This is a genomic window from Streptomyces sp. NPDC088923 (assembly GCF_044749745.1).
Taxonomy (GTDB): domain Bacteria; phylum Actinomycetota; class Actinomycetes; order Streptomycetales; family Streptomycetaceae; genus Streptomyces.
In genome coordinates this window covers 1,089,847-1,109,067 of sequence record NZ_JBIVIO010000001.1, presented here as the reverse complement: position 1 = coordinate 1,109,067, position 19,221 = coordinate 1,089,847, and the positions used below count along the sequence as shown (strand labels likewise).

The 19,221-nt window shown below is 72.6% G+C and carries 20 protein-coding genes and 1 pseudogene; 8 read left to right on the top strand and 13 right to left on the bottom strand.

Annotated elements, in window-relative coordinates:
• The first annotated feature begins 94 nt into the window (after positions 1-94).
• From ACIP4O_RS05255 to ACIP4O_RS05245, 3 genes are all read left to right on the top strand, one after another.
• Positions 95-778 carry a response regulator transcription factor gene (locus ACIP4O_RS05255; RefSeq protein WP_401571687.1) on the top strand — a complete coding sequence of 228 codons (684 nt, stop codon included), beginning with the start codon at positions 95-97 and terminating at the stop codon, positions 776-778.
• Positions 779-981: 203 nt separating this feature from the next.
• Entirely contained in the window at positions 982-2,460 is a 1,479-nt protein-coding gene (locus tag ACIP4O_RS05250) for a sensor histidine kinase (protein ID WP_401573834.1), read from the top strand.
• A complete protein-coding gene (locus tag ACIP4O_RS05245; protein ID WP_401571684.1) occupies positions 2,457-3,023 on the top strand; it encodes a hypothetical protein in 567 nt (188 codons plus the stop codon). Before ACIP4O_RS05250 ends, ACIP4O_RS05245 begins: the two co-directional genes overlap by 4 nt.
• On the opposite strand, the gene ACIP4O_RS05240 is transcribed toward ACIP4O_RS05245, so the two are convergent.
• Complete coding sequence (locus ACIP4O_RS05240) at positions 2,986-3,318, bottom strand: STAS domain-containing protein (protein WP_401571681.1); 333 nt, start codon at positions 3,316-3,318, stop codon at positions 2,986-2,988. The two genes, ACIP4O_RS05245 and ACIP4O_RS05240, sit on opposite strands and share 38 nt — an antisense overlap.
• Positions 3,319-3,505: 187 nt before the next feature.
• Here ACIP4O_RS05240 and ACIP4O_RS05235 point away from each other — a divergent pair, with 187 nt between their 5' ends.
• Positions 3,506-4,429, top strand: a complete 924-nt coding sequence (locus tag ACIP4O_RS05235; RefSeq protein WP_401571679.1) for an AEC family transporter — start codon at positions 3,506-3,508, stop codon at positions 4,427-4,429.
• A 102-nt stretch (positions 4,430-4,531) separates the two neighbouring features.
• Positions 4,532-4,969: an SRPBCC family protein gene (locus tag ACIP4O_RS05230; RefSeq protein WP_361331352.1), complete on the top strand. Its 438-nt coding sequence runs from the start codon at positions 4,532-4,534 to the stop codon at positions 4,967-4,969.
• Between the two features lie 19 nt (positions 4,970-4,988).
• On the opposite strand, the gene ACIP4O_RS05225 is transcribed toward ACIP4O_RS05230, so the two are convergent.
• Positions 4,989-5,249: a Txe/YoeB family addiction module toxin gene (locus ACIP4O_RS05225; RefSeq protein WP_401571676.1), complete on the bottom strand. Its 261-nt coding sequence runs from the start codon at positions 5,247-5,249 to the stop codon at positions 4,989-4,991.
• A pseudogene (locus tag ACIP4O_RS05220) lies at positions 5,246-5,335 on the bottom strand (type II toxin-antitoxin system prevent-host-death family antitoxin); the annotation flags it as partial. The pseudogene ACIP4O_RS05220 and the gene ACIP4O_RS05225, both read right to left, overlap by 4 nt.
• 74 nt (positions 5,336-5,409) lie before the next feature.
• Here ACIP4O_RS05220 and ACIP4O_RS05215 point away from each other — a divergent pair.
• Positions 5,410-6,030: an ArsR/SmtB family transcription factor gene (locus tag ACIP4O_RS05215; protein ID WP_401571673.1), complete on the top strand. Its 621-nt coding sequence runs from the start codon at positions 5,410-5,412 to the stop codon at positions 6,028-6,030.
• A 6-nt stretch (positions 6,031-6,036) separates the two neighbouring features.
• Positions 6,037-7,314 carry an MFS transporter gene (locus tag ACIP4O_RS05210; protein ID WP_401571671.1) on the top strand — a complete coding sequence of 426 codons (1,278 nt, stop codon included), beginning with the start codon at positions 6,037-6,039 and terminating at the stop codon, positions 7,312-7,314.
• A gap of 110 nt (positions 7,315-7,424) precedes the next feature.
• On the opposite strand, the gene ACIP4O_RS05205 is transcribed toward ACIP4O_RS05210, so the two are convergent.
• On the bottom strand, positions 7,425-7,826 hold the full coding sequence (locus ACIP4O_RS05205) for a type II toxin-antitoxin system HicB family antitoxin (protein WP_401571668.1): 402 nt from the start codon (positions 7,824-7,826) through the stop codon (positions 7,425-7,427).
• Between the two features lie 50 nt (positions 7,827-7,876).
• Entirely contained in the window at positions 7,877-8,065 is a 189-nt protein-coding gene (locus ACIP4O_RS05200) for a hypothetical protein (protein ID WP_401571665.1), read from the bottom strand.
• Between the two features lie 179 nt (positions 8,066-8,244).
• On the opposite strand from ACIP4O_RS05200, the gene ACIP4O_RS05195 reads away from it, so the two are divergent.
• Positions 8,245-8,934, top strand: a complete 690-nt coding sequence (locus tag ACIP4O_RS05195; protein WP_401571663.1) for a PIG-L deacetylase family protein — start codon at positions 8,245-8,247, stop codon at positions 8,932-8,934.
• Between the two features lie 36 nt (positions 8,935-8,970).
• Here ACIP4O_RS05195 and ACIP4O_RS05190 read toward each other — a convergent pair whose 3' ends face one another.
• The 8 genes from ACIP4O_RS05190 to ACIP4O_RS05155 form a co-directional block, all read right to left on the bottom strand.
• Positions 8,971-10,251, bottom strand: coding sequence for a thymidine phosphorylase (locus tag ACIP4O_RS05190; protein WP_401571660.1), 1,281 nt, complete (start codon positions 10,249-10,251; stop codon positions 8,971-8,973).
• A 78-nt stretch (positions 10,252-10,329) separates the two neighbouring features.
• Positions 10,330-10,749 carry a cytidine deaminase gene (locus tag ACIP4O_RS05185; protein WP_401571659.1) on the bottom strand — a complete coding sequence of 140 codons (420 nt, stop codon included), beginning with the start codon at positions 10,747-10,749 and terminating at the stop codon, positions 10,330-10,332.
• A complete protein-coding gene (locus ACIP4O_RS05180) occupies positions 10,746-12,014 on the bottom strand; it encodes an ABC transporter permease (protein ID WP_401571656.1) in 1,269 nt (422 codons plus the stop codon). Before ACIP4O_RS05180 ends, ACIP4O_RS05185 begins: the two co-directional genes overlap by 4 nt.
• Entirely contained in the window at positions 12,011-13,207 is a 1,197-nt protein-coding gene (locus ACIP4O_RS05175; protein ID WP_401571653.1) for an ABC transporter permease, read from the bottom strand. The genes ACIP4O_RS05180 and ACIP4O_RS05175 overlap by 4 nt, the downstream gene beginning before the upstream one ends.
• Positions 13,204-14,766: an ABC transporter ATP-binding protein gene (locus ACIP4O_RS05170; protein WP_401571650.1), complete on the bottom strand. Its 1,563-nt coding sequence runs from the start codon at positions 14,764-14,766 to the stop codon at positions 13,204-13,206. The genes ACIP4O_RS05175 and ACIP4O_RS05170 overlap by 4 nt, the downstream gene beginning before the upstream one ends.
• Positions 14,767-15,129: 363 nt before the next feature.
• Positions 15,130-16,194: a BMP family protein gene (locus tag ACIP4O_RS05165; protein WP_401571648.1), complete on the bottom strand. Its 1,065-nt coding sequence runs from the start codon at positions 16,192-16,194 to the stop codon at positions 15,130-15,132.
• Between the two features lie 214 nt (positions 16,195-16,408).
• Entirely contained in the window at positions 16,409-17,482 is a 1,074-nt protein-coding gene (locus tag ACIP4O_RS05160; RefSeq protein ID WP_401571646.1) for a BMP family protein, read from the bottom strand.
• A 302-nt stretch (positions 17,483-17,784) separates the two neighbouring features.
• Positions 17,785-19,089 carry an amidohydrolase gene (locus ACIP4O_RS05155; protein ID WP_401571644.1) on the bottom strand — a complete coding sequence of 435 codons (1,305 nt, stop codon included), beginning with the start codon at positions 19,087-19,089 and terminating at the stop codon, positions 17,785-17,787.
• Between the last annotated feature and the right edge of the window lie 132 nt (positions 19,090-19,221).

Below are 19,221 nucleotides of genomic sequence, written 5' to 3'. Positions count from 1 at the left end.
TGCTGGGCCGCCCGTAAGACCGTTCCGTAACAACCGTCGCGCACACCCCCGCACCCGAACGGATGATCGACCTCCGCACACGCATACTGGGCGCATGTCCCGCGTACTGCTCATCGAGGATGACGAGTCCGTCCGCCGGGCCGTCACCCTCGGGCTCCGGCGTCAGGGGCACGAGGTGCGGGCGGCGGCGAGCGGCGAGGAGGGGCTCGCGGCTTTCGCCAGTGCCGTGCCCGAGGTCGTGGTGCTCGACCTGATGCTCCCCGGCATGGACGGCCTGGAGGTGTGCCGGAGGCTGCGCACGCCCGAGCGGGCGCACGTGCCGCTGCTCATCGTGACCGCGCGGGGCGACGATATCGATGTCGTGGTGGGCCTGGAGGCGGGTGCGGACGACTACGTCGTCAAACCGGTGCGGGCCCGCGTGCTCGACGCGCGCATCCGCGCGGTCCTGCGCCGCCTGGACGCGCCCGGTACCCCGCCGCCCGAGACGCACGGCCCCCTCACCATCGACCGCACGGGCCTCCGCGTCGCCCATGAGGGCACCCCGGTCCCGCTCGCCCCCTCCGAACTCCGCCTCCTGCTGACCCTCTCGGCCTCCCCAGGCCAGGTCCTCAGCCGCCAGCAACTCCTGGAGGCGGTCTGGGAGCACAGCTACCACGGCGACATCCGCCTGGTGGATGCCTGCGTGAAGCGCCTGCGCAACAAACTCGCCGCGGCGGCGGACCGCGTCGAGACGGTCCGGGGCTTCGGCTACCGCTTCCGCGGGGGAAGCGCGGGATGAACGGGACGAAGGGGGCGGAGGGCCGGGGCTCGGGGGGTGCGGGCACGGGGGGCGCGGGCTCGCGGAGCGCGGAGGTACGGGGGCCGGGCGGACGTACGGAGGCGGGGGCCGCCCGTGGGGAGGCGGCCGCGCCGGTCCCCGGGCAGGCCGCTCCCCGCCGCGGCCGCCCCCGCCGCCCCTCCTTCGGCGGGCTCCGGGGCCGCATGGTGCTCGCCTTCGCGCTCGTCGCCGTCGTCAGCGCGCTCGGGACCGGGGCGCTGACCTTCCGCGAGGCGCGGAACGGGGTGCTTCAGCGGAGCCAGGACAGCGTGGTGGACCAGTTCAGGGACGAGGTCGGGCAGGTGGTGCCCGGTTTCCCGACGCCCGCCAACCAGGAGACGCTGCAAGAGCTCGCGAGCCACCTCGTCTCGGGGCATCGCGCGCAGAGCTGGCGCGTCGTCGCCACGTACGGGGGCCTGCGGGCCGACGCCGGCAGCGGGCCGGCGCCCGGGCTGATCGGACGGGAGCTGCGCGGGCGGGTGGAGACGCACTCGGTCGCGGTCTTCCAGCGGGTGCGCGCGAGCGGCGGGACCGTCCTCGTCGTCGGCCTGCCCGTCACGTACGCGGGCGATTCCCGGGCCCTGAGCGGCCTCTGCGTCTACCTCGTCGTTTCGCAGTCGAGCGAGGAGGCGTACGTGGCGGCGCTCGTGAGCGCCGTCGAGCGGGCCGCGCTGCCCGCGCTCGGGCTCGCCGTGCTGCTCGCGCTGCTGCTCGCACGCGGAGTGCTGCGGCCCGTACGGGAGTTGCGAGGGGCGCAGCGGCGGATGGCCGAAGGAGACCTCGGGACCCGGCTGAAGGTGCAGGGCTCGGACGAACTCGCCGGGCTCGCGGGGGCGTTCAACGAGACGGCGGCGGCCCTGGAGAAGTCGGTCGCGGAGTTGCGCCTCATGGAGGCGCGGGCGCGGCGCTTCGCCGCCGACGTCTCGCACGAACTGCGTACGCCGCTCGCCGCGATGACGGCGGTGACGGACGTACTCGCCGAGGAGGCACCGCGGTTCGACAAGGACACGGCGGACGCGGTACGCCTCGTGACGGAGGAGACGATGCGCCTCGCGCGCCTCGTGGAGGACCTGATGGAGATCTCCCGTTTCGACGCCGGGGCCGTCGCCCTGCACGCCGACGATCTCGACCTCGCGGAGTCCTTGCGCCAAACGCTTTCCACCCGTGGGTGGACGAGCCGGGTGGAGACGGAACTCCCGGAAGGGGTACGGGCCCGCGTCGACCCGCGCCGCCTCGACGTCGTCGTCGCGAACCTCGTCGGCAACGCCCTCAAGCACGGCACCGCACCGGTCCGTCTCGCGCTGCGCCCGCTGCCCGCCCCGGGCGGCGTGGAGATCGAGGTGAGCGACCGGGGCCCCGGCATCCCGCCGGCCGCGCTCCCGCACCTCTTCGACCGCTTCTTCAAGGCCGGGGCGGCCCGCACCCGCAGCGAGAGCAGCGGCCTGGGCCTCGCGATCACGCACGAGAACGTCCGCCTGCACGGCGGCGTCGTCACGGCGGCCAACCGCCCGGACGGCGGCGCGGTCTTCACCGTCCGGCTGCCCCGCACACCACCGGAGAACCCGGCGAAGGCCAGGGGGACACGGGACACACGGGCAGCCGGTCCCGAGGCGCGGACCACCGGCCCCGAGGCGCGGGCATGAGGCGGCGCCACTCCGCGCGCACGCTCCGGCGCGCCGCCCTCGCCCTCGCCGCCGCCGGCCTCCTCGCCGCCTGCGGAGTCCCACCCACGGGCGTCATCGAGGTCGGCGCCCCGGCGACGGGCCTGCGCCTGACGCAGGGCGTCTACTTCCTCGTACGGGACGAGCCGGACACCCTCCGCGCCGCGCCCCGCCCGGACGCCTCCGCGCGCGGCGCGCTGCGCGCGCTCCTCAAGGGCCCTTCGCGCACGGAACGTACGACGCTGATGACGGCGCTCCCGGAGCACCTTCCCCTCCCGAGCCTCGCCATGAGGGCCACGACCCTGGACCTCCGCTTCCCGAAGGGGACGCCCCGGCTCTCCGCGCGCGCGAGCCGCCAACTGGCCTGCACGGCCCTCCTCAACGCGCCCGTGGGCACCGCGCCGACCGCGCTGCCGGGCGCCACCGCCGCCCACGACCGGGGCGCGGCCGTCCCCGTGCCCCACCTCACCGCGGCCCGCGTCAGCGTCCCCGGCACGCCCGCCGCGCTCACCGACCGTGTGAGGTGCCCGGGTCTGGCGGACTGACACCGAGCGCGTCCGCCAGCCCCAAGGCCGCCAGCAGCGCGCCCAGTTCGTCCGGGACGCCCCGCAAGCGCACCCGGCCCCCGTGCCGCCGCGCCGTGAGCGCGAGCCGCGCGAGCAACTCGACCGCCGCGAATCCCTCCCCCGCGAACCCGCCGAGGTCGATCACGAGCGTCCCGGCGGACCTGGCGAGCGCGGCGACCTGACGGTGGAGGGCGGCCGGGTCGGCGGGGCTCCTGAGGCGCAGGACGGGGGCGGCGGGTCGAGGCTCCGCGGGGGTGCTCGTTTCTGGGTCCACGGAGGGGTGACCGAAAAGCCGGGCGCGACTCATCGCGGCGGCACGGGCCCGCCTCCGGACGGGTCGCCCCCACCTCCGACAATGTCCACATGGCTGCACCCACCACTGATTCCCCGGGCCCGATACCCGTCCCGTCGCTCTCCCTCTCCGCCGCCCTCTCCCCCGCCCCCGCCGCGAAAGTCAACCCGTGCGCGGGGTGCTGACCGGGTTCTGGGTCATCGCGGCGGTCATCGCCGCCGGGTACGTGCTCGGGCGCAGCGGGCGGCTCGGCGAGGGCGGGCGCGAGACGCTGACGCGGCTCGCGTTCCACGTGGCGACGCCGGCGCTGCTCTTCACGACGCTCGCCGACGCCGACCTCGGGGTGCTGCTCTCGGCGAAACTGCTGGTCACGGCGGGGAGCGTCGTGGCGGTCGGGGCGGTGTACGGGGTCGTCGCAGCCGTGCGCGGCTGGGGGGTCGGGCCGGGGACGATCGGCGCGCTGTGCTCGGGCTACGTCAACGCCGGGAACCTCGGCATCCCGATCGCCGTGTACGTGCTCGGCGACGCCTCGCTCGTCGCGCCCGTGCTCCTCTTCCAGCAGATCGTGGCGACCCCCGTCGCGCTCACGATCCTCGACCTGCGCCGCCCGGACCGGACGAAGGGCGGCCTGGTGGGGCAGGTCCTCACGCCGCTGCGGAACCCGGTCGCGGTCGGCTCGCTGAGCGGGGTGGCGGTCGCGGCGCTGGGGGTGGGCGTGCCGGGTCCGGTCCTGGACCCGCTCACGCTCGTCGGCAACATGTCGGTGCCCGCCGTGCTGCTCGCCTTCGGCATCTCGCTGCGCGGATCGTCGCTCCCGGCCCGGGGCCCCGAGGCCGCTCAGGTACTGCTCTCGGCCGGGCTCAAGGCGCTCGGCCAGCCGCTCATCGCCTGGTTCCTCGCGGCGTGCGTCCTCGGGCTGCGGGGCCACGACCTCCTCGCGGTCGTCGTCACCTCGGCGCTGCCCGCCGCGCAGAACCTCTACACGTACGCGGTGCGGTACCGCGTCGCCGAACGCCTGGCCCGCGAATCGGTGTTGCTCTCGACGGTGCTTTCGGTGCCGGTGCTCGTGGGGGTGGCGGCGGTACTGGGGTGAGTGTGGCGGGGGGCGGTACGGGGAAGGGGTGCACTCCACGGTGAGCGGCGGGCCCGTGCCCGTACCCCGCCTCCCCGCCGCCCTCGTACGAGGAGAGCCGCCATGATCCATGTCACCCGCACGCTCGCGGTGCCCTTCCCGCAGGCGAAGGTGATCGCCTACCTCGCCGACTTCGCCCACGCCGAGGAGTGGGACCCCGGCACGGTCTCGTGCGAGCGCCTGGGCGAGGGGACGGTCGGCGAGGGCTCCCGCTGGCACAACGTCACGGAGTTCCGGGGGCGGCGCACCGAACTGACGTACCGCCTCGACACGTACACCCCCGACCGCCTCGTCTTCTCCGGCGTCAGCCAGACCGCCGAGACGACCGACGACCTCAGCTTCACGCCCGGCGCGGGCAGCACCGTCATCACCTACCACGCCACGATCCGCTTCAAGGGCCTCAGCGCCCTCGCCTCGCCCGTCCTCCACCGCGAATTCGAACGCCTGGGCGACGAGATCACGACGACGATGCCGAGGGCGGTGGCGCGGGCGCTGGGGTAGGGAGAGGACCCTGAGGGGCTCAGCGTCCGTAGTGGTAGCGGCAGGCCGCTACGCGGATCTCGTCCTCCACGATCTTGTAGACGAACCGGTGCTCGTCGGTGATCCGCCGGAACCAGTACCCGTGGAAGCCGTGCTTGAGCGGCTCGGGCTTGCCCCTGCCCTCATCGCCGTCCCTGGCGATCTCCTGGAGGAGCATGTTGATGCGCTTGAGCACCTTGCGGTTCTGGGTCTGCCACCAGAGGTAGTCCTCCCAGGCGGATTCGTCGAAGACGAACTTCACTCGGCGAGCTCCCGGGGTGCGCCGCCACCGCTCTCCAGCCGCTCGATCGACGCGAGCAGGCGCCGCGCGTTCTCGCGGCTCTTGAGCAGGTGCGTGAATCACCAAGACTTCTTCGCGAAGGACTCTTTGCGAAGAACTCTTGGCGGTCTACGCTGCCCCCATGAGCACCGCAGACCGGCCCACTCCCCCGTCCGCCTTCCCCTCCGTCGCCCTCGACGCCAAGGGCCTGCGCGCCCTCGCCCACCCCGTACGCGTGCAACTGCTCGGCGCGCTGCGGCGGTTCGGGGCCTCGACCGCGACCGCGCTCGCGCAGCGGCTCGGGGTCAGTTCGGGGACCGCGAGTTATCACCTGCGGCAACTCGCGGGGGCCGGGTTCGTCGTCGAGGACAGTGAGCGGGGCAACAACCGCGAGCGGTGGTGGCGGGCCGCGCACATCGAGACGCTCTTCGACTCCAGTACGTACGTGGAGCGGGAACCCGAGGCGACCTTCCTCTACCACCAGGCCGTCGCCGCCGCGCACGCCCGCCGGATGCAGGACGCCGTCAACGAGTACGCGACGCTCCCCGCCGAGTGGCGCGAGGTCTCCGACATGAGCGACTACTCGCTGTGGCTCTCGCCCGAGGAGGCTCTGCGGCTCGGTGAGGAGGTGCGCGAGGTCATCGCGCGCTACCGGCAGGCGGGCGCGGAGGAGGCGCCCGGGGGCACCGGGCGCGTCTCGATGATCGTGCACGTCATCCCCGAGATGGACGAGCGTCCGCCGACCGCCTCCGGCGAGGAGTGAGCCGTCATGCCTCCCTCCCCCCGCTCCCCGCGCCCCCTCATCGGCGTCCTGCTCGCCATCGGGGTCGCGCAGACCGCGACCCGCATATCCGCGATCGCGCTGCCCTGGTACGTACTCGCCACGACCGGGAGCGCGACACGGACCGGTCTCGTCGCGTTCTGCGAGATGGGCCCGTACGTGCTCGCGCAGACCTTCGGCGGGCCGCTCGTCGACCGGCTCGGGGCGCGTACGGTCTCCGGGACGACCGACCTCGTGAGCGCGCTCGCGGCGCTCGCGATCCCCTTGCTGCACGCCGGCGAGGTCCTGAACACCGGCGTGCTGCTCGCGCTCGTCGCCGTGATCGGCACGGCGCGCGGGCCCGGTGACCTGGCCAAGGAGGTCATGGTCCCGGAGGCCGCCGATCTGGCCCGCGTACCGATGGAGCGGGCGACGGGGCTGTCCGGCACGATCGAACGGCTCGCGAGCACGCTGGGCCTCGCGGGCGGCGGCGCGCTCGTGGCCGCACTCGGCACGCTGACCTCGCTCACCGTCATGGCGGCGCTCTTCGCCCTCGGTTCGCTCGTCGTGCTGACGACGCTGCCGCGCAAGGCGACGGCCGCCGGGGCGGACGTCCCGGAGGCCGAGGGCTACTGGCGGCGGCTCCGCGAGGGCGCGGGCTTCCTGCGCGGGGACCGGCTGCTGCTCGCGGTGGCCGTCGTGGTCGGCGTGACGAACCTGCTCGACGCGGCCACGACCAGCGTGCTGATCCCGGTGTGGGCGCGGGACTCGGGCGGCGGGGTCGGGGCGATCGGGGCCGTGGGCGCGGCGATGGGGATCGGCGGGGTCGCGGGGAGCGTGATCGCGGCGGTGTACGCGCACCGGCTGCGCAGGCGCCCCGTCTTCCTCGTGGGCTACTTCCTCACGGGCGCGCCGCGTTACGCGGTCCTCGCGCTGGACGTGCCCCTGTGGTGCGTCGTCACGGTCTTCGTCATCTCCGGCCTCGGTGCGGGCTTCCTCAACCCGATCCTCGGAGCCGTCCAGATCGAACGCGTCCCCCGCCCCCTTCTCGGCCGCGTGACCGGCCTCGTCACCGCCTTCGCCTGGGCGGGCATCCCCTTCGGCGGCCTCGTCGCGGGCGGCCTGCTCGGCGCGACGGCCCTCGTCCCGGCCCTCCTGATCTTCGGCGGCGCCTACTTCCTGACGACGAGCCTGGCGGGCCTCCTCCCGGAGTGGCGCGAGATGGACCGGAAACGGCGGACCCAGCAGGCGCCGGAGCCGAGGACAGCGGACTCCGGGGCCGCCTGAGCCCCGCGTTCCGGCACGGATACCCGCCGCCCAGCGCCCTCATCGGCTTCCTGCCCGCACCGGGCGTCGCGATGTCCTCACGCAGGCCCTCGGCGGCCCGCCGACGGCCGTCAGGCCGCTGTCCTGCGCGGCGCGAGCTGGGAAACCCGCTGATAGGAGATACCGAGGAGCTTCGCCGCGTCCCGGACCGTGAAGCCGTGACGAGTGAGGGCCCGTGCGGCACGCCGGAGCGCCTCGTCCTCGGCGGCATCGGCGGCTTTCTGCCGCTCGCGGGCTGCGGCGAGATCCTCCAGGGCATGGCTGACCCGCTCGTCACCGGGCCGGAGAATGACGGTGTAGTCCTCGTCGATCCCGGCGAACTCGTGGGTGAGTCGGACCAGATCCTCGGCCATTTCCTGAGCCTCGGCCCAGGTGGCACCCTGCGTCGCGTTCACGTACTGATCCGGCAGCCCCTGCACCTCGACGGCCCACCAGTTGCCGCTGCGGGTGGCCGTGGCCGTGTAGTCGCGCATCGTGATCCCTTCCACTTCTGGAGGCGAAAGGACGCCCCGGAGGGCGGAAGTCACGTGCCTTCCGCCCTCCGGATGATCTCCTTCGCCGTCGGTTCGGAGATCTCGGTGTGTCTCGGAATCACCAGGGGAAGCGTTCCGAAGTACCAGACCTCGTGCTTTCCCTGCCGTTCGAGACCGAAGCGGACCCCTTTCCCGGATGCCATCTTCGCCAGCGTCCTGATGAGGTCTCTCTTCTTCACGCCCATTGTCTAACGTACCCGAATGACTAAGTCTAATCTATGCGAACAAGCGAGCCTCCGTCTCCCTCCCGATCGCGCACCAGTACGGACGGCGCGGTTGTGGCGGGACGTGAAGAAGTGGCGGCGAAGGCGGCCGTGTGAGCGCGGGCCGGACTTCCACCGGCCCGTACGCTGCCCCCATGCCCGCCCTCCTCGCCGTCTTTGCCCACCCCGATGACGAGTCGCTGTCCGCCGGGGGGTTGCTCGCGCGGGTCGCCGATGCCGGGTGGCATACGGGGGTCGTGACCGCCACGTGGACGGCGGGGACGCATCGGGAGCCCGAACTCGCGGAGGCGTTGCGGGTGTTGGGGGCCGGGGCGCCCCGCTTTCTCGGGTACGCCGACGCGAAGGTACCGGAGTCGGCGCCGGGGGAGGTGCGGTTGCTCGACGCGGCGCTCGAAGACGCCGTGGCGCGGCTCGGCGGGTACGTGTCCGAGTTCGCTCCGGACGTCATCGTCACGCACGACGCGCTCGGCGGCCTGACCGGGCACCCCGACCACGCCCGTACGCACGAGGTCGCCGCCGGGGCGGCCGAGGCGGCGGGCGTCCCGCTGTGGAGCGCGACGCACCCGCCGTCGGCGCTGCGGGACTGGGGCGCGCTCCTGCGCCCGGGACAGTCCCCGCGTGTCCTGCCGGAGGAGCGGGCGGACCTGCGGCTGGACGTACGGCCCTGGCTGGACCGGAAGTGCGCGGCGATCCTCGCGCACGCGAGCGAGGTGGAGCGAGGAGCCGCCCCCGGCCGGCTCGCGGCGATGGCGGAGGACGCACGGGGGCGGCTGCTCGGCACGGAGTGGTACGAGACCGGCGGGGCCGGGCCGGAGGTGCCGTGACTGCGGGGCGGGCCGGGGACCCGCCCCGCCGGGAGGTCAGCCCGCCGCCACCCGGTCCAGGACGATCGGGCGGGCCATCAGGCCCCCCGTCTCCTCGATCTCGTACGAGCCCTCCACCGACTCCAGCGCGTAGGCGAAGCGGTCCGGTGTGTCCGTGTGGAGGGTGAGCAGCGGCTGGCCCGCCCTGACGGAGTCCCCCGGCTTCGCGTGGAGTTCGACGCCCGCCCCCGCCTGCACGGGGTCCTCCTTGCGGGCGCGGCCCGCGCCCAGGCGCCAGGCGGCCACGCCGATGTCGTAGGCGTCCAGGCGGGTCAGGACGCCGTCGCGCGGGGCCGTGACCACGTGGGTCTCGCGCGCCACCGGCAGTTCCGCGTCCGGGTCGCCGCCCTGCGCCGCGATCATCCGCCGCCACACGTCCATCGCCGAGCCGTCCGCGAGCGCCTTCGCCGGGTCCGCGTCCGTCAGGCCGGCCCCGTCGAGCATCTCCCGCGCCAGCGCGAGCGTCAGTTCGACCACGTCCGCCGGGCCGCCGCCCGCCAGGACCTCCACCGACTCGCGAACCTCCAGCGCGTTGCCCGCCGTCAGGCCGAGCGGCGTGGACATGTCGGTGAGCAGCGCGACGGTCCGTACGCCGTGGTCCGTCCCCAGCCCCACCATCGTCTCGGCGAGTTCGCGCGCGTCCGCCGCGTTCTTCATGAAGGCCCCGGACCCGCACTTCACGTCCAGGACGAGCGAGCCCGTCCCCTCCGCGATCTTCTTCGACATGATCGAGGAGGCGATGAGCGGGATCGCCTCGACCGTCCCGGTCACGTCGCGCAGCGCGTACAGCTTCTTGTCGGCGGGGGCGAGGCCGTCGCCCGCCGCGCAGATGACCGCGCCCGTCGAGTCCAGTACGTCCATCAGCTCGGCGTTCGTGAGGCTCGCGCGCCAGCCGGGGATGGCCTCCAGCTTGTCGAGCGTGCCGCCCGTGTGGCCGAGGCCCCGGCCGCTGAGCTGCGGCACCGCCGCCCCGCACGCCGCGACGAGCGGGGCGAGGGGCAGCGTGATCTTGTCGCCGACGCCGCCCGTGGAGTGCTTGTCGGCGGTCGGGCGGCTGAGCGAGGAGAAGTCCATGCGCTCGCCCGAGGCGATCATCGCGGCGGTCCAGCGCGCGATCTCGCGGCGCGTCATGCCGTTGAGCAGGATCGCCATCGCGAGCGCGGACATCTGCTCGTCCGCGACGACGCCCCGCGTGTACGCGTCGACGACCCAGTCGATCTGCGCCTCGCTCAGCTCCCCCCGGTCGCGCTTCGTACGGATGACGGAGATGACGTCCACTTACGGCTCCCAAAGAGTGTGAAACGGTACGGGCCCGGCGCGTGCGCCGGGCCCGTCGTGACTGATACCCGCTACGGGTCAGAGCTTGTGCGGCCCGAAGGCGTCGGGCAGTTGCTGCGCGAGGGTGCGGATGCCCGCCGCCGTCTCCAGGAGCAGCGCGTCGCCCCCGTGCTCGTACAAAAGCTGGCGGCAGCGCCCGCACGGCATGAGCACCTGGCCCTCGCCGTCCACGCACGTGAAGTGGGTCAGCCGGCCGCCGCCCGAGAGCAGGAGCTGCGAGACGAGCCCGCACTCGGCGCACAGGCTGAGCCCGTAGCTCGCGTTCTCGACGTTGCAGCCGCTCACGGTGCGGCCGTCGGCGACGCGCGCGGCGGCCCCGACGCGGTAGCCGGAGTACGGCGCGTACGCGGCGAGCATCGCGGTCCGGGCCAGCTCGCGCAGCCCGTCCCAGTCGAAGTCCGCGTCCGCCCCGGCCGTACCCGCCTCCGTACGCGTCATCCGCCCTGGCCCTTCCGGTACGGCATCCCGTCCGCCTTCGGCATCCGCAACCGCTGCGCCGAGAGCGCGAGCACGAGGAGCGTCACGACGTACGGCGTCATGGAGACGAACTGCGAGGGGACCTCGTCGCTCAACAGGTACCACACGAGCAGGAGCGCCCCGACGACCGTCGTGATGCCCGCCGCGAGCCACTTCTTGCGCCACACGAGCCACGCCACGGCGAAGGCGAGCAGGATGACGAGGAGGAGAAGGACCGCGTGCACGTTCTCGCCGCCGCCGCGCAGGCGCAGCGAGTCGGTGTAGCCGAAGAGCCCGGCGCCGAGGGCGAGTCCGCCCGGCATCCAGTTGCCGAAGATCATCGCGGCGAGGCCGATGTAACCGCGCCCGCCGGTCTGGCCCTCCAGGTAGATGTTGGAGGAGACGAGCGCGAGGAAGGCGCCGCCGAGGCCCGCGAAACCGCCGGAGATGATGACCGCGAGGTACTTGTAGCGGTAGACGTCCACGCCGAGCGACTCGGCGGCGACCGGGTTCTCGCCGCAGGAGCGCAGCCGCAGGCCGAAGCTCGTGCGCCACAGCACCCACCACGTGAACGGCACGAGGAGCAGCGCGATCAGGGTCAGCGGCGAGAGGTCGGTGAGGACGCCGCCGATGAGGCCGGCGAGGTCCGAGATCAGGAACCAGTGCTTGTCCGCGAGATCGCCGAGCCCGTCCGCGATGCCTGGCACGGTCCAGGTGCCGAGCGAGTCGATCGGTGGGGACTGCTTCGAGGTGCCGCCGTCCGCCTCGGCGAAGGTGAAGATCGAGAGGTAGCGGGTGACGCCGAGGGCGAGGATGTTGATCGCGACACCGGAGACGATGTGGTTGACGTTGTACGTCACCGTGATGATCGCGTGCAGCAGCCCGCCGATCGCGCCTCCGACGACGCCGAGCAGGATGCCCACCCAGGGGCCCCACTGGTAACCGGCCCAGGCGCCGAACCAGGTGCCGAGGATCATCATGCCTTCGAGGCCGATGTTGACGACGCCCGCGCGCTCGGCCCACAGCCCGCCGAGCCCGGCGAGGCCGATCGGCACGGCGAGGCGCAGCGCGGCGGACATCTGCCCGGTCGAGGTGATGCCGTCCGCGCCGGTGATGAGGCGTACGGCGGAGACGATGATCAGCAGCCCGGCGACGAGGAGCAGCGCGACGGGCCAGGTGAGTTTCGTACGGGGGCGGGGCGGCGCGGCCTGCGCCTTCTCCGGTGCGGTGGTGGTGGGCGTACTCATCGGGCCGCCGCCTCCTTCTTGACCTCGGTGGACGGGGTGGCGGCGGCAGCGGCTGCCGCGAGTTCGAGCCCGACGCGGCGCTGCTGGCGGCGCAGGCCCCACAGGCGTACCTGCTCGTAGGAGACGACGACGGCGATCACGATGATCCCCTGCATGATCGTCGCGATCTCCTTCTCGTACCCGTTGTAGTCGAGTACGGAGCTCGCCTTGTCGAGGAAGGCGACCAGGAGCGAGGCCGCGGCGATGCCGAGCGGGTTGTTGCGGCCCAGCAGGGCGATCGTGATGCCGGTGAAGCCGAGGCCGCTCGGGAAGCTCTGGCTGTACGTGTGCGTGTCGCCGAGCAGGATCGGCAGGCCCGCGAGGCCGGCGACGGCGCCGGAGAGGAGCATCGCGGTGAGGGTCATGCGCTTGGCGCTGACGCCGCTCGCGGCGGCGGCCTCCTCGGAGGCGCCCGAGGCGCGCAGGTCGAAGCCGAAGCGGGTGCGGTTGAGGACGAGCCAGTACACGAGGCCCGCGAGGACGGCGACGAAGACGAAGCCGTAGATCTCGCCCGCGTCGCCCATGCCGATGCCGGGGAACCAGCCGGCCTTGTCCATGGCGCCCGTCGTCTGGTTGTTGCCCACGGGGACGCCGAAGTTGTCGGTGAGGCACAGCCACACGATGAGCGCGGTCGCGATCGAGTTGAGCATGATCGTCGCGACGACCTCGCTCACACCGCGCGTGACCTTCAGGACGCCCGCGATGCCGGCCCACAGGGCGCCCGTGAGCATCGCGATGATCAGCAGCACGGGGATCTGGAGGACCTGCGGCAGCGCGAGGTGGAAACCGGCGATCGCGGTGACGCAGGCGGCGAGGCGGTACTGGCCGTCGACGCCGATGTTGAAGAGGTTCATGCGGAAGCCGACCGCGACCGCGAGCGCGGCGAGGTAGTAGACGCCCGCCTGGTTGATGATCAGGACCTGCTGGTCGGAGTAGCCGATCTGCTCGAACATGAGCTGGAAGGGCTCGATCGGGTTCTTGCCGGAGGCGAGCAGGACGACGCCGGTGACGACGAGGGAGAGGACGAGGGCGATGACGGGCCCGGCGGCGGCCAGGATCAGGCGCTCGGAGTCCCACTTCTTGCCGGAGGGGCCGTGCGGTGCCGTGGCCGTCTTCGGGGACTCGTCCGTTTTCTTCGCGGAGAGGTTGCTCATCGGGGGGTGTCCTTCTCCTGCGGGGCCTTCGAGGTCGCGGGCGACTTCTGCGGGGGTACGGGCTTCTTCGCGGCGTCCTTCGCGGGCGGCGCCGCTTCCTCCAGGTGGCCGCTGCTCGCCCCCGTCATCGCGGAGCCCAGTTCCTCGGGCGTGATGTGCGCGGGGTCGGCGTCCGCGACGAGGCGACCCCGGTAGATGACCCGCAAGGTGTCCGAGAGGCCGATGAGTTCGTCGAGGTCGGCGGAGATGAGGAGGACGGCGAGCCCTTCGCGGCGCGCCTCGCGGATCTGGTCCCAGATCTGCGCCTGCGCGCCGACGTCCACGCCCCGGGTCGGGTGCGCGGCGATGAGGAAGCGCGGCTTGTGGCTCATCTCGCGGCCGACGATGAGCTTCTGCTGATTGCCGCCGGAGAGCGAGCCGGCCGTCACGTCGATGCCGGGCGTACGGACGTCGTACTCCTCGACGATGCGGCGCGTGTCCTCCTGCGCGGCCTTCGGCGTGAGCCAGAAGCCCTTCGCCGCGGGCTCCTCGGTGACGTGCCCGAGCATGCGGTTCTCCCACAGCGGCGCGTCGAGGAGGAGGCCGTGGCGGTGGCGGTCCTCGGGGATGTAGCCGACGCCGTGCTCGCGGCGCTTGCGCGTCGGCCACGGCGTGATCTCCTCGCCCGCGAGGAGGATGCGGCCCGAGTCGGCGCCCTTGAGGCCGATGAGCGCGTCGATCAGCTCGGTCTGACCGTTGCCCTCTACGCCCGCGATGCCGAGGACTTCGCCCTCGTGGATCGTGAAGCTGATGTCGTCGAGCACGGGACGGCCGCCGTCCACGCACAGCCGCAGCTCCTCGACGCTCAGCAGCGCGCGGTCCGTCACGGTCGACTCGGCGGTCTCCGGGGTCGGCAGTTCGCTGCCGACCATCAGCTCGGCGAGCTGCTTGGGGGTCGTCTCGGCGGGGACGGCGGTGCCCACCGTCGTACCGCGCCGGATGACGGTGATGTCGTCGGCGACGGAGAGGACCTCACCGAGCTTGTGCGAGATGAAGATGACGCTGAGGCCCTCGGCCTTCAGCTCGCGCAGGTTGCCGAAGAGCGCGTCGACCTCCTGCGGGACGAGCACGGCGGTCGGCTCGTCGAGGATGAGCGTCGTCGCGCCCCGGTAGAGGACCTTGAGGATCTCGACGCGCTGCCGCTCGGCGACGCCGAGGTCCTCGACGCGCACGTCGGGGCGGACCCCGAGCCCGTAGCGCTCGGACAGCTCGACGATCCTGCGGCGCGCGGCCCCGCCGATGCCGTGCAGCTTCTCGCTGCCGAGCACGACGTTCTCCAGGACGGTGAGGTAGTCGGCGAGCATGAAGTGCTGGTGCACCATGCCGATGCCGCGCGCGATGGCGTCGGCCGGGGAGCCGAAGGCGGCCTCCTGGCCGTCGACGCGGATCGTGCCCTCGTCGGGCTTCTGCATCCCGTAGAGGATCTTCATGAGCGTCGACTTGCCCGCGCCGTTCTCGCCGACGAGCGCGTGCACGGTGCCCTTGCGGACGCTGAGGTGGATGTCGTGGTTGGCGACCACGCCCGGGAAGCGCTTGGTGATGCCCTGGAGCTCGACCGCGGGCGCCTGGCCGCCGGACGGGGGGCTTTGAGACGCGTTGATGGCGCATTCTCCTCGGAAGGGGGCCCGCGTGCGGCGGCCCGGACGTGTGCGGGAGGGGTGGTGCGGGGCGGGTGCCGGTCGGCCCCGGGGCCGGTTCAGCCTCCCCGGGGCCGGTGACGGCACCGTTTCGTGGCGGTGTCCACTGGTTCAGTTGTGGCGGTACGGGACCGCCCGCGGCGGTACGGGCTCCCCTCGGCCCCTGCTACGGGCTTCGCTCGGCCCCGTACCGCCGTACGCGCGCGTGGCCCGGACGATACGCGCCGGCCGGGCCCGAGGCGCCGCTCAGCTGGTGGTCTTGACCTTGATCTTGCCCGCGGCGATGTCGGCCTTGGCCTTCTCGATCGCCTTCTGGACCTTGGCGTCGCCCTTGAACTCCGGGTTGGAGTCGGCGAGGCCGACACCGTCGGAGCCGAGGTCGGCGCGGACGACGCCGGTCGCGGGCTTGCCGTCCTGGACCGACTTCACGAGGTTGTAGACCGCGCCCGCGACGTCCTTGGTGGCGGAGGTGAGGATGTGGTCCTTGTACTTCGCGAGCGGCTTCTGGTTGTACTGGTCCGAGTCGACGCCGATCGCCCACTTCTTCGCGGCGGCGGCGGCCTCGATGACGCCCTGGCCCGAGAGACCGGCGGCGGCGTAGACGACGTCCGCGCCCTTGTCGATCTGGCCCTTCGCGGCCTCCTTGCCCAGGTTCGGGCTGGAGAAGCCGCCGTCCTCGGCCTTCTCGGTGAGGTACTGCTTCTCGATCTTGATCTTCGGGTTGACCGACTGGGCGCCCTGGACGTACCCGGCCTCGAACTTGTGGATGAGGGGGACGTCCACGCCGCCGACGAAGCCGATGTGGTCGCTCTTGCTGGTCATCGCGGCGGCGATGCCCGCGAGGTAGCTCGCCTGCTCCTCGTGGAAGACGAGGTCGGCGACGTTCTTCTCCTGGACGGTCTCGTCGTCCACGATGCCGAAGGTCGTCTTCGGGTGCTTGGCCGCGACCTCCTTGATGGCGGGCGCGTACGCGAAGCCGACACCGATGACGGGGTTGTAGCCCTGCTTGGCGAGCTGGTCGAGGCGGGCGACCTTGTCGGCGTCGGACTCGCCGTCGGTGGGCTCGACGTCCTTGCCGGTGAGCTTGAAGTCCTGCTCGGCCTTCACCATGCCCGCGTGCGCGGCATCATTGAAGGACTGGTCGCCGCGGCCACCGACGTCGTAGGCGAGGGCGAGACCCTTGGCCTTGGCGTCGCCGCCCTTGTCCTTGTCGGCGGCGGCGTCGCTGGAGGTACCGCCACAAGCGGTGACGGAGACGGCGAGAGCGGCGGTCGCAATGCCTGCGGCAGCGATTCGGGACAGGCGGCGCATGAGCGGGACTCCTTGTGTGGCGGCACCCGGATGGGGCGCTGGTTCCGCCGCAGCGTAACGCGCGTAGAACGCGCGGAAAACCCCCGCAGGTCACCCGTTATCCACCTGTGCCCCGCAGGGGCGGGCCGTTTTCGGGGCTCCGCCCCGGACCCCGCTCCTCAAACGCCGGAGGGGCTGGACCTTTACGTTCCAGCCCCTCCTCATCACTACCGCGTCAAGACGTCGGGACGTCGATCTTGCCCGCCTTGATGTCCGCTTCGGCCTTCTCGACCGCCGCCGTCAGCTCCGTCATCTTCCCGTAGGCCGGGTTCGACTCGGAGAGGCCCACGCGGCCCGAGGCGAGGTCGAAGCGGGTCTCGCCCGTCTTCGGGGAGCCGTCCACGACCGACTTCGTCAGGTCGTAGACCGCGCCGCCCACGTCCTTCAGGACCGACGTCAGGATGTACTTCCGGTACTTCGCCAGCGGCTTCTGGTTGTACTGGTCGGAGTCGACGCCGATCGCCCACTTCTTCGCGGCGGCGGCCTCCTCGATGACGCCCTGGCCCGAGAGCCCGGCCGCCGCGTAGAGGACGTCGGCGCCCTTGTCGAGCTGGCCCTTCGCGGCCTCCTTGCCCAGGTTCGGGCTGGAGAAGCCGCCGTCCTCGGCCTTCTCGGTGAGGTACTGCTCCTCGACCTCGATCTTCGGGTCGACGGAGGCGACGCCCGCCTTGAAGCCCGCGCCGAACTTGTGGATGAGGGGTACGTCGACGCCACCGATGAAGCCCACGTGCTTCTTCTTCGTCGCCTTCGCCGCCGCGACGCCCGCGAGGTAGGAGCCCTGCTCCTCGTGGAAGACGAGGTCCGCCACGTTGTCGCCCTTGACCGTGTCGTCGTCGACGATGCCGAAGGTGAGCTTCGGGTACTTGGGCGCGACCTCCTTCAGGGCGGGCGCGTACGCGAAGCCGACGCCGATGATCGGGTTGTAGCCGTTCTTGGCGAGTTGCGTCAGGCGCGCGACCTTGTCCGCGTCGGACTCGCCGTCCTGCGGCTCCACGGCCTGACCGCCGAGCTTGAACTCCTTGCGGGCCTTCTCGAAGCCCGAGTACGCGGCGTCGTTGAACGACTGGTCGCCGCGCCCGCCGACGTCGTACGCCAGGCCGATGCCCTTGGACGCCGAGGCGGAGGAGTCGCCGCCCTTCTTCGCGTCGTCCTTCTCGGCCTCACCGCTCGTCTTCCCGCAGGCGGTGGCGGCGAGCGCCAGCGCGGCGACTCCCACGGCGACCCGGGTGAACCTCGACTTGTGACCCACGGGGAACTCCCCTTCTCCAGGCGCTTGTTCGACGCGATCGTCGGCGCTCTCCAACGCGCCGCACAGTAACGCGCGTAGAAGCGGGGGCTGAAGGGCTTCGGCGAGGCGTTACCCATTCGTGCCAACGGGCCGTTACGGGCCGGTGAACGAGGGTGACGAAGGGGGGATTTGGGCGCCAGGCCGAAAACCTCAGCCCAAAAATCCAGCCCCTCCGGGGGGCACCTCCCGGCCGAAGGCTGGGGGAGATTGAGGAGCGGGGTGTGGGGCGAGCCCCACAAGGGCCCGCCCCGCCCTCGGAGGGGTCAGCTCGTCCGGTCCTCCGCCGCGTCCAGGAGCGCCGCCGCCGTGAAGAGTTCCACGCCGACCGCGATCGCGGATTCGTCCACGTCGAAGTCGCCCTGGTGCAGGTCGCGCGAGAGCCGGTCGCCCGGGGTGCGGACACCCAACCGGGCCATCGCGCCCGGGACGTGCTGGAGGTACCAGGAGAAGTCCTCGCCGCCCAGGCTCTGTTCGGTGCTCTCGACGGACTCGGCGCCGTGCCGGGCGGTCATCGCGTCGCGCAACAGGTCGGCGGCGCTCGCCTCGTTGACGACCGGGGGCACCCCGCGCACGTACGTGATCTGCGTCTTCGCGCCGTACAGCGCCGCGACCTCGTCGATCGCCGCGTACACCGCGTCGGGCGCCGTCTCCCACGTGCGCTGGTCCAGGCACCGTACGGTCCCGGCGAGTTCGGCGTGCTGCGGGATGACGTTCGTGGCGTGCCCGGACTCGATGCGGCCCCAGGTGATCGCGAGCCCGGCGCGGGTGTCGACGCGGCGGCCGACGAGCGCGGGGACCTCGGTGGCGACCTTGGCGACGGCCGTGACGAGGTCGGTCGTCAGGTGCGGGCGCGCGGTGTGGCCGCCGGGGCCGTCGAGCGAGATCTTGAGGCTGTCGCACGCCGAGGTGATGGGACCGTGGCGCAGCCCGATGCGGCCCGCGTCCACCTTCGGGTCGCAGTGCACGGCGAGGATGCGGCCCACGTTCTCCAGCACCCCGTCGCGCACCGCGTCGGCCGCGCCGCCGGGCAGGACCTCCTCGGCCGGCTGGAAGACGAGCCGGACCGGGCGCGGCAGCAGGCCGCGCTTCAGGAGATCGGCGAGGACGAGGCCCGTACCGAGCACGACGGTCGTGTGCACGTCGTGGCCGCAGGCGTGCGCGCGGCCGGGGACCGTGGAGCGGTAGGACGTGGTGACCTTCGTGTCCGGGATGGGCAGCGCGTCGATGTCGGCACGCAGCGCGAGCATCGGGCGCCCCCCGTCCCACGCGCCGATGTCACAGACGAGCCCCGTGCCGCCCGCGAGCACGCGGGGGCGCAGCCCCGCCTCCTCCAGTCTGGCCTTGATCGCCCCGGTCGTGCGGACCTCCTGGTTGCCCAGCTCGGGGTGCGCGTGCAGATCGCGCCGGAAGGCGATCAGCTCCTCGCACAGCCCGGCGGGAAAATCGGCCGCCGCGCCGGGCAGGGCCGCCCCGGGAGCGGCGGCGGGTCCGGCCGGGGCGACATCCGTGGGGGCAGAGGCGGGAGTGGGGGCGGGGGCATCGGTCTCGGGCGCTTCGAGGTGGCTCACCCTTCGAAGGGTAAGGCGATGCAGGGGGCAACTATCCGGTCAAACGCGAAAGTTCACCGGGATTGACGTAAGAAAATTCGTCCGGTCCCGCATAGTGGACGCCCCCGATGGGTATGCCTCGCCTTTACTCGT

Coding starts and splice junctions, on each gene's coding strand:
- ACIP4O_RS05215 (WP_401571673.1), top strand. CDS start 5,410: ATGAGCACCGCAGACCGGCCCACTCCCCCGTCCGCCTTCCCCTCCGTC.
- ACIP4O_RS05230 (WP_361331352.1), top strand. CDS start 4,532: ATGATCCATGTCACCCGCACGCTCGCGGTGCCCTTCCCGCAGGCGAAG.
- ACIP4O_RS05250 (WP_401573834.1), top strand. CDS start 982: ATGGTGCTCGCCTTCGCGCTCGTCGCCGTCGTCAGCGCGCTCGGGACC.
- ACIP4O_RS05175 (WP_401571653.1), bottom strand. CDS start 13,207: ATGAGCAACCTCTCCGCGAAGAAAACGGACGAGTCCCCGAAGACGGCC.
- ACIP4O_RS05205 (WP_401571668.1), bottom strand. CDS start 7,826: ATGCGCGACTACACGGCCACGGCCACCCGCAGCGGCAACTGGTGGGCC.
- ACIP4O_RS05165 (WP_401571648.1), bottom strand. CDS start 16,194: ATGCGCCGCCTGTCCCGAATCGCTGCCGCAGGCATTGCGACCGCCGCT.
- ACIP4O_RS05210 (WP_401571671.1), top strand. CDS start 6,037: ATGCCTCCCTCCCCCCGCTCCCCGCGCCCCCTCATCGGCGTCCTGCTC.
- ACIP4O_RS05185 (WP_401571659.1), bottom strand. CDS start 10,749: ATGACGCGTACGGAGGCGGGTACGGCCGGGGCGGACGCGGACTTCGAC.
- ACIP4O_RS05255 (WP_401571687.1), top strand. CDS start 95: ATGTCCCGCGTACTGCTCATCGAGGATGACGAGTCCGTCCGCCGGGCC.
- ACIP4O_RS05180 (WP_401571656.1), bottom strand. CDS start 12,014: ATGAGTACGCCCACCACCACCGCACCGGAGAAGGCGCAGGCCGCGCCG.
- ACIP4O_RS05245 (WP_401571684.1), top strand. CDS start 2,457: ATGAGGCGGCGCCACTCCGCGCGCACGCTCCGGCGCGCCGCCCTCGCC.
- ACIP4O_RS05195 (WP_401571663.1), top strand. CDS start 8,245: ATGCCCGCCCTCCTCGCCGTCTTTGCCCACCCCGATGACGAGTCGCTG.